Origin of the sequence: Bowmanella yangjiangensis (assembly GCF_017255015.1) — a bacterium.
GTDB classification, from domain to species: Bacteria; Pseudomonadota; Gammaproteobacteria; order Enterobacterales; family Alteromonadaceae; genus Bowmanella; species Bowmanella yangjiangensis.
Genome location: NZ_JAFKCS010000010.1, coordinates 72,017 through 84,277, shown reverse-complemented (window position 1 = coordinate 84,277; position 12,261 = coordinate 72,017). Strand labels below are relative to the sequence as shown.

The window sequence follows — 12,261 nt, the reverse complement described above, 5'->3', positions numbered from 1 at the left end:
CGGATACAGAGGAGAATAAAAACGATGAATAACGGGCCTCGTATTTTTAAAAAGTCAGCCTTGGCCATAGGCATGACTGCAATGCTTGGTGGCGTATGCAACCCGGCACTTGCGGTAAATTGGGAAGAGGGTGATTGGTCAATCAGCTTCGATTCCAGTTTTTCTCTTGGTACCAGCTATCGTATTGAAGATCGGGATTGGGCGCTGATTGGTAACAGTAATGACCCTCGTTTTAACTGGACTGGTTATAACGGAAATACCAATCTTGTCTATTCATCCGCCGATGTATGGGCACAGGGACAAGGGGCATATTCAACCAATAATGATAACGGTGATCTTAATTTTGATCCCGGTAAAGCTTTTTCAACGCAATTCAAAGGTACCCATGATCTTGATATAAAATACAAAAACATGGGTTTCTTCGCCCGTGGCATGTATTTCTATGATTTTGAGATGATGGATGGCGATCGTGCCTGGCGTAATCCTGTTTCAGCGTCCAATTATTCCCAGTTAGACAAGCCGTTTGACCCCTGTAAAGACAAGTATGCCAAAGAAGAACTGTGTGCTGATGTTCGTTTGTTGGATGCCTTCTTCTATGCTGATTTTGATTTAGGCAATGTGCCGGTATCTATTCGTATCGGTGATCAAGTGGTCAGTTGGGGGGAAAGTACCTTTATTCAGCATGGTATCAATACCACTAACCCTATTGATGTGACTCGTGCCCAGGCGCCAGGTGCAGAACTTAAAGAAGTCTTTATCCCTGTTGGTATGGTCTACGCCCAGTTTGGTTTGACCGACTCCTTGGGGCTGGCCGTGTATTATCAATACGAATGGGAAAAGAGCCGTCTGCCGCAAAATGGTAGCTATTTCGCCACCAACGATTTTGCTGGTGAAGGCGGACAAGATGCCAATATTCAGTTGGGCTTTACCGGCAACCCAGATATTGATCTGGATTTCTTAATGCTTAAGCTTAATGAGTTGCGTGGCATGTTGTTGAGTGGCGCGAATCCGACAACAGTCACACAGCTTTATATGGGCTATCCCACTAAAGTTGCGGTTCGAGCATACAGCGACGAAGCGCACAAGGACGCAGACGATCAAGGGCAATATGGTATCCGGCTGTCTTATTTCTCTGAAGAGCTGAATGATACTGAGTTTGGCTTCTATCATATTAACTATCATAGCCAACGTCCGCTGATATCTGGTATCGCCTCTGACTTTACCGGAGCCGGTTTAGCGGCAGATTTGGCTTATCTGGCAGCAAATGAAATTACCCGCGATAACATCACTGATCTGCGAGCCTTTACTAAGGCTGAGTTTGGTTACCCGGAAGACATTAAACTCTATGGTTTGAGTTTCAATACCAACGTAGGCGAAACGGCGCTAGCCGGTGAGATTGCTTATCGTCAAGACGAGCCCCTGCAGATTGATGACGTGGAACTACTCTATGCAGGTATGCCTCAGCAGCTCGCTGCGATGGGCGTACCTGGACCAATCTCCAGGCCCGATTTGGCTGGTATTTCGCAATTGGACAATTACCTGGGGTATACCGTAGGGCCGGGTGAAACAGCGGTTGGTTATGTCTTGTCTGACACAGTGCAGGCACAGTTTACCGCAACGCATTTGTTCGGTCCCACCTGGGGTACAGATAACCTAACCGTGTTGGGTGAGGTCGGCTATATAAAAATAAATGACATGCCCGATCCCAGTCTCCTACGTTTGAACGGTCCAGGTACCTCACGAAGTGGTCCTATTCCAGGTAAGGAAGGGTTGCATACAGGTATTTCAAATGGACCTGAAACCAATCCATTTCCAACCGATGATGCCTGGGGATACCGTTTGTTAGCTAAAGCCGATTTTAACAACGTATTTGCCGGCATTAATATGTCTGTACGCGCCACTTTTGCGCACGACGTAGATGGTATTACGCCCGATCCATTATTCCTGTTTATTGAAGATCGTAAGTCATCCAGCCTGTCATTAGACTTTGACTACCTGAGCAAATGGTCTGCGAGTGTCTCGCTGAACTCTTTCTGGGGTGGTGTGGGTAGCACTAATGCGTTGTCTGACAGGGACTTCGTCTCATTTAACATCAAGTATTCAATCTAGGGAGTAGTCATAGATGAAGAAATTAACCCTAGTCGCAGCAGCGATTGGTTTAAGTTTGGCCACAGCCTTTGTTCACGCAAAAGTGTCCGAAGCTGAAGCCGCTAAGTTAGGCACTGAACTTACTCCCCTTGGCGGATTAAAAGCGGCAAATGCTGATGGCAGTATTCCTGCGTGGGACGGCGGTATCACGACCCCTCCCGCTGGTTACAAGGTAGGCGATCACCATCCTGATCCTTTTCCTCAGGATAAAGTGGAGTTTGTAATTACGGCTGCCAACGTGAGTCAGTATGCTGATCTGTTGTCGGACGGCCAGAAGAAGCTGTTTGAAACCTATCCTGACACGTTCAAGATCCCGGTATATCAAACCCGTCGTACAGCATCCAACCCGCAGTTTGTCTATGACGCAACCAAGGCAAACGCTACACGGGCTGAATTAGTCGAAGGTGGCAATGGGATTAAAAATGCCGCAATGGGTGTTCCGTTCCCAATCCCGCAAAATGGTCTTGAAGCTATTTGGAACCATATCTTGCGCTATCGCGGACAGGCTATTCAGCGCTACGGTGGTCAAGCTGCCCCCACGGCTTCAGGTGATTATAACGTCATAGGCTTTGATGACATTCTGATGATCAAATATGCCGAAGATGGGGTAACACCCGAGAAGCTTGAACAAGAAAACGTGCTGATGAAGTTCAAGCAGAGCATCACTGAGCCAGCTCGTTTGGCGGGTACCGCATTGTTGGTGCATGAAACCATGGACCAGGTAAGGGAGCCTCGCCAGGCCTGGACCTATAACACGGGCCAACGCCGCGTTCGCAAAGCACCAAACATTGCTTATGATGCGCCCGGTACCGCAGCAGATGGCCTGCGTACTACTGACGATTTCGATATGTTCAATGGTGCACCAGATCGTTACAACTGGACGTTGAAAGGCAAACAGGAAATGTATGTGCCTTACAACAACTATACCTTGCACAGCGATAAGGTGAAGTATGCCGATATTCTTCAACCTGGTCATATCAACCCCGAGTTGACACGCTTTGAGAAACACAGAGTGTGGGTTGTTGAGGCTAACCTGAAGTCTGAATACCGCCATATTTATCAGAAGCGCGTGTTCTATATTGATGAAGACAGCTGGCAAATTCTGGTTGCTGATATGTATGACAACCGTAATGAGTTGTATCGCGTCGCCATGGCCTATGCTATCAACTATTATGATGTGCCGACCTTGTGGTCAACACTGGATGTTTACTATGATCTGAACTCCAGGCGTTATCTGGCGTTAGGCTTAGATAACGAAACTAGAATGTATGACTTTACAATTAAGCCAAGCGACAGTGAATTTACTTCACAGGCCCTGAGACGAGAAGGGTTGAGGTAATCGCAGTAAAACGGTTGGCACTGCCAACCGTTTTTATTTGTGCAAAGAGGCAAGGACATGCCGCAAGGTATAAGGACAACATCGTGCAGCAAACTTCCTGAGAAATTATCCACATGAAGCTTCGTTTTTCCCTGGCCCTGGCTGCCTTATTTATTCTGCCTGCACAGGCACAGACTACGCCGGCTTTTGTGGCCCCGCTGGCGAAAGAGTCCCTTTTATTGGATGTGGCGACAACCACAAATGGCTTGATTGCCGTTGGTGAACGTGGACACATTTTGTTATCTGAGGACGGTATAGATTGGCAACAACAACAAGTGCCTGTGAATGCCACCTTAACGTCGGTTGCCGTGCAAGGGCAGCGAATCTGGTCAGTTGGTCATGACGCTCTGGTCATTGCCAGTCAGGATGGTGGTCATTCCTGGCAAGTTCAACATTATCTCCCCGAGCTCGAAAAGCCCTTGATGGACGTGTTGTTCCTGGACGAGCAGCACGGCATGGCAATTGGCGCCTATGGTTTGTTTTTGCGCACCGAAGATGGTGGTGCGAGCTGGCTGCGTGAACCCCATATTGAACTGTTGGATGAAGAAGATATTCAATATCTGCAAGAGCTTAAAGAAGAAGATGAAGCCCTTTACGAGCAAGAGTTAGGCTCAATCCTGCCGCATTTTAATCGCCTGGCCCGGGTAAACAATATCCTTTATCTGGCAGGTGAAGCGGGGCTGTTGGCGGTGAGTGAAGATTTTGGCAAAAGCTGGCAGCGAATGGACGTGGATTACTATGGTTCGTTCTTTGATATTCGACAGGCAGCAGATGGGCGCTTGCTCGCCGCAGGGCTGCGAGGCAACCTGTTTGTATATGATGAGGCTGACGGCTGGTCACCTTTGCCCACAGGTATGAAATCTTCACTGAACAGCATTGTGCCTTTAGAAGGCAATCAAACGCTGGTTGTGGGTAATAACGGTTATCTTGTGTGGTTGGACGGCGAACTTAATGTGACCCAAACCAAAGAAGAAAAGGCCATTCTTAATGCGGTACGTTTTAAAGGCAACACGGTTGCCGTAACCGAAGCCGGCGTCAGGTTTATTCAGAGGTAGCCGCTGTGATGACCAAATTAATAGATTTTTTTGAACTCGTGATTTTTCGCCATCGTGCATGGGTAATGGTGTTGTTTGGTTTACTGAGTGGCTTTTTGCTATGGCAAGCGACGCAGTTAAAACTGGATGCGGCATTTACAAAAAATATCCCGCTGAATCACCCTTACATGCAGAATTACATGAAGCACCAGAAAAACTTCGGCGGTGCCAACAGTATTCTGGTGTCGGTCTGTGGTCGTAACGACACCATTTTTAACCAGACCTTCTTTACACGGCTTAAAGATGTTCATGATCAGCTGTTTTTTATCCCTGGAGTAGATAGGTCTCAGGTCAAATCCTTATACAGTGCTTCTACACGCTTTACCGAAGTGGTGGAGGAAGGGTTTTCCGGTGGTCCGGTTATCCCGGCAGACTTTAATCCAGCCAATCCTGCTGGTTTGAAATTAGTATCGGAAAATATTGTTAAGGCCGGCATTGTTGGGCGCATGGTGTCTGACGATTTTAAATGTGCCATGGTCACCGCCCAGCTTCTCGAACTGGACCCGCAAACGGGAGAAAAACTAGATACCCTGGCGTTTGCAGACAATTTGGAACAGCAACTGCGTGGTAAGTTTGAAGACGATGAAATCAGTATTCATATTATCGGCTTCTCCAAAATGGTGGGGGATGTGGCAAAAGGGGCGAAGGATGTGCTGCTGTTTTTCGCCATTGCTATCGCCATTACCGCGGTCATGGTTTACTTGTTCTGTAAGTCATTCCTGCTGACATTATTACCGCTGCTCTGCTCGATTATTGCCGTGATCTGGCAAATGGGGTTGCTTACCTTACTTGGCTTTGGCATGGATCCCATGTCTATTCTGGTGCCGTTTTTGGTCTTTGCCATTGGTGTCAGCCACGGCGTACAGATGATCAATTCCGTAGGTAAGGAAGTTATTGCCGGACAAACGGCCAAGCAAGGCGCGCAAAAGGCCTTTCGTACCTTGCTGATCCCAGGCGGTGTCGCTCTGTTGTCCGATACAATAGGATTTATGACGCTGCTGGTTATTGATATCGGCATTATCCGCGAACTGGCTATTACTGCCAGTATGGGGGTTGCCGTGATTATCCTGACCAACCTGATCTTGCTGCCAGTACTGATGTCCTATGTGAAACTGGGTGAAAAGTACAAGGCGCGATTTGCTAATAAAGAACAGCGTTCCGATCGCTTCTGGAATTATGTCGCCCACTGTTCAAATGCCGGCGTGGCTAAGATTATCCTGATCGTGGTGGCGCTGCTGTTCGCATTTGGCTGGTATCAGTCTGAACAGATGAAGATTGGTGATTTGCATGCAGGAGCGCCTGCTTTGCATGAGGATTCCCGCTATAACCAGGATACCTTCCTGATTACCGATAAATACGCCATCAGCGTTGACTATATGTCTGTGCTGGTAGAAACCACGCCATCGGCCTGTACCTCGTTTGACATTATGAATGCTATTGACGAATTCCAATGGAAGATGGAAAACGTGGAAGGCGTGCAATCTGCGGTCAGTCTGGCGTCGGTGGCTAAGCTTATCAATGCTGGCTACAACGAAGGCAACCCTAAATGGCGGGTGTTACCACGCAATCAACAATCCCTGGTGCAGGATATCTCCAGGGTAGATACCTCATCTGGTTTGCTCAACGGTGATTGCTCCGTGATGCCGGTTATTTTGTTTATGGCCGATCATAAAGCCGAAACCATCGACCGTGTTGTAAATGCGGTTAAAGAGTATCGCCAGCAATATGAGCGTGAAGACCTGCAATTTAAGCTGGCCTCTGGTCCGGTTGGGGTGATGGCGGCAACTAATGAAGCGGTGAAAGCGGCGCAAGCTCCGATGATGCTGTACGTATTCGGTGCGGTGATTGTTTTGTGTCTACTGAGTTTCCGCTCATTGCGGGCGACCTTGGCGGTCGTACTGCCGTTGTATGTGGTATCTATATTGGCACAGGCGCTGATGACTAAGTTGCAAATCGGTCTAACGGTTTCAACTTTACCTGTTATTGCCTTGGGTGTGGGGATTGGTGTCGATTACGGCATTTATATTCTGTCTACCATGAGTTTAAAACTGAAGTCGGGCATGGCAGTGCGTCAGGCTTATTTCGATGCCTTGAAAGAGCGGGGCAGTGCGGTACTCTTTACCGGTATCACCTTAGCTATTGGCGTCAGTACCTGGGTCTTCTCCAGTCTGAAGTTCCAGATGGATATGGGCATCCTGCTGACCTTTATGTTTGTAGTAAACATGTTAGGGGCTGTGGTGGTGTTACCTGCCTTAGCATCAGTGTTTTGGTACAAGCAAAAATAATTTCTTGCATAACTAATAGCCCCAGTGCATGAAAGTGAGCCGTGAACCTTACAAAGTGGGTTTCACGGCTTTTTCATTTATACATGGCAATCGACACCTTTTAGCGGGTTTTCACGCTTATTCACTCCACATTCGTGCAGGTTCAAATTTCCTCTCTGAACCACAGAATTTTCAGATTAGAAATTTTTATTAACTCCGTATGAATATGTATCCCGAAGCCGGGTCATATCAGGCAATTTAGCCCTTTCAAAGGCTTAGGGAATAGGGGACAATACTCAGAATTTGTATAGATCTCAGTTCTTTATTACTGATTCCGCTGAGCGAAAATTACTGAAAGTGAATTGGTATACTAAAATTCGCCCTACAAAGCCCGCATGACAAGGTATAAAAATGACGGTTGCAAATAGCCAGCACTCTGTACTCCTCGAAAATGTGTATTCATTGATCCGCAAGAAAGTCGACAAGGCACAGTCGCCACTGGTGGAGCAGTTCGCGCAAATTCTGTTTAAAAACATCTCAAAGGATGATTTACAAAACAGGGTGGACAGCGATCTGTATGGTGCCACGCTGAGTTTGTGGAATGAGTTTGTTGACTACCACGATAAAGAACCCTTTATTCGTGTATTTAATCCGGAAATTGCTAAGCACGGTTGGCAGTCTTCCCACACTATTATTGAAATCATCGTTGATGATATGCCGTTTCTGGTGGATTCGGTGCGTATGGCAATTAACCGCCTGAGCATCACCGCCCACTTGATGCTGCATACGCCAATTGGTGTAAAACGCGCTAAAGACCATAAACTGGAAGCCCTGCAAGACGCCAAGAGTAAAGGTGTTACCAAGCAGACCGTGTTCCTGATGGAAATTGACCGTCAGACCAGTAAGAAAGCGCTGCAAGATATTGAAAAAGAACTGCATTCCGTATTGGATGAAGTGCAGTTGGCGGTGTCTGACTGGATGCCGATGAATGAACGAATAGATGCTGTGATTGCAGATTACGCCAAGCAGCCCTGCCCAGCGGGCAGCGCGGCGCAAAAGGAGGTGCATACCTTCCTGAAGTGGATCCGCAATAACAACTTCACCTTTATGGGGTATCGCCATTATCAGGCAAAAGCCGTGGAAGGTGATCATCGCTGGATTGCTGACAACGACAGCAGCTTGGGTTTGATGAAAAACTCGGTTAGCAACCGTGACCGTTTATTGTCGCGTTTGCCGGTGTCGGCCAGGGAAGAAACCCTGAGTCAGAATCCGTTGATTCTGACCAAGACCAACACCAAATCCAGGGTTCATCGCCCTGCCTACATGGATTACATCGGAATCAAAGAATTTGATAACGAAGGTAATGTAGTGGGCGAGCACCGCTTTATCGGTTTGTATTCGTCGGCCTTCTACAACGCTGGCGCCAGTGATGTGCCCGTGTTGAAAGAAAAGATTTCCCGTATGTGCGATAACTCTGCATTCGACAAGTCGTCGCACGCCTACAAAGCCTTCCTGAATATTCTCGAAACCTACCCACGTGATGAATTGCTGCAGGCCAATGAAGATGAGCTTGGCAAGATTGCCCTGGGTATTTTCCAGATGCAGGAACGTGGTATTTCCCGTTTATTTGTGCGTCGTGATGTATTTGGGCGTTTCTACTCGTGCATGGTGTTTGTGCCCAGAGAGCGTTACAACACCCAACTGCGTAAAGACACCCAGGCTTTATTGAAAAAATCCTTCGGTAGCGAGCAGGATGTGGAATTCACTACCTTCTTCTCCGAGTCCGTTTATGCCCGCACTCACTATATGGTGCGCGTGAAGAACAACAACGTGGAAATAGACGTGAAGGAAATTGAAAAGAATATTATCGAGCTGTCTAAGAGCTGGAATGACAAGCTAAGCAGTGCGCTGCGTGCCAGCTATGGCGAAGCCAAAGGCAAGAAGCTTGATCAGAAGTACGATAATGCCTTTCCCCGCAGCTATACCGAACAAAATCTACCGACCACTACGGTAGTGGATATCGAGAAGCTGGAAAGCCTGGATGACGAGCGTACATTGGATATGCTGTTCTACCGTCCACAGGAAGAGTCGGACGATAGTGCGGTAGTTAAACTGAAGTTGTTCCACCGCAAGCAGCCCATTCACTTGTCTGCCGTATTGCCGATGTTAGAGCATTTCGGGTTACGCGTAATCGACGAGAGCCCTTATCAGGTCAAGGCTAGCGACGGTACAGTCAACTGGATCATGGATTTCTCCATGTTGCACAGTTCCAGCAATAAAATGAGCCTGGAGCAGGCTCAGGAACTGTTCCAGGATGCCTTCTCGAAAGTCTGGTACATGCAGCTAGAGGATGACTCCTTTAACCGTTTAGTTTTGGGTGCCGGCTTGCCTGGTCGTAAAGTGACTATTCTGCGCGCCTACGCCAAGTATATGCGTCAGACCGGTAGCTCTTTCAGCCAGGACTATATCGCCAGAGCGCTGGACAAGTATCCGCACATCGCCATTTTGTTAGTGCAATTGTTTGAACAGCGTTTTGACCCGGCGGTAAAACGTTCGGAGAAGAAAGAAGAAGCGCTGCTGTCTCAAGTGAAAGAAAGCCTGGATAACGTATCGAATCTGGATGACGACCGTATTATTCGTCGTTATCTGGATATGGTCATGGCTACGCTGCGTACTAACTTCTACCAGAAAGATGAGCAGGGTAACGACAAGCCTTATATCTCCTTTAAGATGCTGCCAGAGCTTATCCCTGATATGCCACTGCCGCTGCCTAAGTTCGAGATTTTTGTTTACTCACCGCGTGTTGAAGGTGTGCACCTGCGTGGTGGACGCGTTGCCCGTGGTGGTTTGCGCTGGTCTGACCGTCAGGAAGACTTCCGTACTGAAGTCTTGGGCCTGGTAAAAGCACAGCAGGTAAAGAACACCGTAATTGTTCCGGTTGGTGCAAAAGGTGGTTTTATCTGTAAGAACCTGCCAACTACAGGTGGCCGTCAGGCATTTTTGGAAGAAGGTAAGGAATGCTACCGCATCTTTATCCGCTCTTTGCTGGATATCACTGACAACATAGTGCAGGGCGAAATTGTTCCGCCCAAAGATGTGGTGCGTTTAGACGAAGATGATCCTTATTTGGTGGTTGCCGCAGATAAAGGCACCGCTACTTTCTCAGATATCGCGAACGGCATTTCTGAAGAGTATAACTTCTGGATGGGTGATGCCTTTGCCTCTGGTGGTAGCGTTGGTTACGACCACAAAGGTATGGGTATTACCGCACGTGGCGGCTGGGAGTCGGTTAAACGTCATTTCCGTGAAATCGGCGTGGATTGTCAAACCACTGACTTCACCTGTATAGGTATAGGTGATATGGCCGGTGACGTATTTGGTAACGGCATGCTGCTGTCCAAGCATACTCGCCTGGTGGCTGCATTTAACCATATGCATATTTTCTTCGACCCTGACCCAGACGCGGCCAAGACATACGAAGAACGTCAGCGTTTGTTTAATGACCCGTCGTTGAACTGGGCCGATTACAACAAAGATCTGATTTCCAAGGGCGGTGGCATTTTCTCCCGCGCTGACAAAGCCATTAAGCTGACGGCCGAAATGAAGAAATGGCTGGGAACCAAGCAATTGAGCATGACCCCCAGTGAGTTGATTCATAATATTCTGAAAATGCCGGTTGACCTGATTTGGAATGGCGGCATAGGTACCTATGTGAAAGGCTCCAAGGAAACCCATGCGGATGTGGGTGACCGCGCCAACGATGATTTGCGTGTAAACGGTAAAGACATCAAAGCCAAGATTATTGGTGAAGGCGGCAACCTGGGCTGTACTCAGCTCGGCCGGGTGGAATACTGTGCTGCCGGCGGACGCATGAACACCGACTTTATCGATAACGTTGGTGGTGTGGATTGTTCGGATAACGAAGTTAACATCAAGATCCTGCTTAATACCTTAGTGCAAAACGGTGATATGACCATCAAGCAGCGTAATAAGCTGCTGTACGATATGACCGATGATGTGGCGCAAATTGTATTGCAGGACTGTTATCGTCAAACCCAGTCCATCTCTATTACCGAAATTGGCGGTGGCTCGCGTCTTAAAGAACAACTGCGTTTCATCCATGGCTTGGAGCGCGAAGGTCGTTTGAACCGTGAGTTGGAATTTATTCCGAGTGATGATGAGTTGTCTGAGCGTCAAGCCTCTGATCGCGGTCTGACACGCCCTGAACTGGCCGTGCTGATGGCGTATGGCAAGATGGTGCTGAAAGACAAACTGAATATTCCTGAAGTCACGGAAAACCCGTATCACGCCAGATTACTGATTACGGCTTTCCCGAAAATGCTGCAGGACAAGTTTGCCGAGCAAATGACCTTGCACCCACTGAAAGGGGAAATCATAGCCACTAAGTTGACCAACAATATGATCAACGACATGGGCCTGAACTTTATGCATCGTTTGCAGGAAGAAACCGGCGCCAGTGTCTCTGAAGTGGTCAATGCCTATTCCGTGGTTAAAGGTATCTTTGGCATGGAATCCGTGTGGCGTGAGATTGAGAAGCTCGACAATAAGATCGACGCCAACATGCAACTGGCAATGCTGGATGATATGCGCCGTTCATTACGTCGCGCGTCTCGCTGGTATTTGCGCCATGGCAATAAAGGCTTGTCTATTGATGATGCGATTGCCTTCTATCTGCCTACCATGCAGGATCTGAGCAAGAATCTGCAGGACTATTTGGTCGAGACTGAATACAAGGAACTGGAAGAGAAGTGCCGCGTGATGACCGAAGCTGGCGTGCCTAAGGATATCGCCTATAAAGTTGCGAGCCTAAGCAACCTGTTCTCCTGTCTGGATTTGGCCCAGATTGCTTGTCTGGAAGGTAAGAAAGTGGCGCTGGTTGCCAGCTTGTATTACAAGCTGGGTAACAAGTTGCAACTGCACTGGTTCCTGGATCAAATCAACCGTCAGTCGGTCAGCAACCACTGGCAGGCACTGGCCAGGGCCTCCTACCGTGAGGAACTGGATTGGCAGCAACGCTCACTGACCTCGGTATTGCTGAAGTTTGATCCCAAGAGCAAAGACGCTCAGGCGTTGCTGGACAGCTGGATTGATACCCATCATGAATTGCTGGAACGCTGGTATCACATGATGTCTGAGTTCAAAACCAGCAGCACTCACGAGTTTGCCAAGTTCTCAGTGGCGCTGCGTGAACTGATGTTGCTGAGCCTGAACTGCAGTAATTCATCAGCTCACTAAGGGCTGCACCCGCCAAGGGCGGGACAGTCGCTTGAGCATACTCTATAATGCCCCGGTTTAGCCGGGGCTTTTTTTGTCCGTGGGTAGGCGATTGCCTGTTTTTAAGCCGCTATTAAGGAAA

The 12,261-nt window shown here is 48.1% G+C and carries 5 protein-coding genes; all 5 read left to right on the top strand.

The genetic code is table 11. The features are described from left to right. Positions 1-24 precede the first annotated feature (24 nt). Positions 25-2,109 carry a DUF1302 domain-containing protein gene (locus tag J0A65_RS11865; RefSeq protein WP_206594403.1) on the top strand — a complete coding sequence of 695 codons (2,085 nt, stop codon included), beginning with the start codon at positions 25-27 and terminating at the stop codon, positions 2,107-2,109. Positions 2,110-2,122: 13 nt separating this feature from the next. Further along, complete coding sequence (locus tag J0A65_RS11860) at positions 2,123-3,487, top strand: DUF1329 domain-containing protein (RefSeq protein ID WP_206594402.1); 1,365 nt, start codon at positions 2,123-2,125, stop codon at positions 3,485-3,487. A 113-nt stretch (positions 3,488-3,600) separates the two neighbouring features. Then, positions 3,601-4,581 (top strand): YCF48-related protein, encoded by a 981-nt coding sequence (locus J0A65_RS11855; protein WP_206594401.1) that lies wholly within the window; start codon positions 3,601-3,603, stop codon positions 4,579-4,581. 8 nt (positions 4,582-4,589) lie between these two features. Further along, entirely contained in the window at positions 4,590-6,905 is a 2,316-nt protein-coding gene (locus J0A65_RS11850; RefSeq protein ID WP_206594400.1) for an efflux RND transporter permease subunit, read from the top strand. Between the two features lie 390 nt (positions 6,906-7,295). Then, complete coding sequence (locus J0A65_RS11845; protein ID WP_206594399.1) at positions 7,296-12,140, top strand: NAD-glutamate dehydrogenase; 4,845 nt, start codon at positions 7,296-7,298, stop codon at positions 12,138-12,140. Positions 12,141-12,261 lie beyond the last annotated feature (121 nt).

Excerpts from the sequence above, each read along its gene's own strand:
- J0A65_RS11865 (WP_206594403.1), top strand. The coding sequence starts at position 25 with ATGAATAACGGGCCTCGTATTTTTAAAAAGTCAGCCTTGGCCATAGGC.
- J0A65_RS11855 (WP_206594401.1), top strand. The coding sequence starts at position 3,601 with ATGAAGCTTCGTTTTTCCCTGGCCCTGGCTGCCTTATTTATTCTGCCT.
- J0A65_RS11860 (WP_206594402.1), top strand. The coding sequence starts at position 2,123 with ATGAAGAAATTAACCCTAGTCGCAGCAGCGATTGGTTTAAGTTTGGCC.
- J0A65_RS11850 (WP_206594400.1), top strand. The coding sequence starts at position 4,590 with ATGACCAAATTAATAGATTTTTTTGAACTCGTGATTTTTCGCCATCGT.
- J0A65_RS11845 (WP_206594399.1), top strand. The coding sequence starts at position 7,296 with ATGACGGTTGCAAATAGCCAGCACTCTGTACTCCTCGAAAATGTGTAT.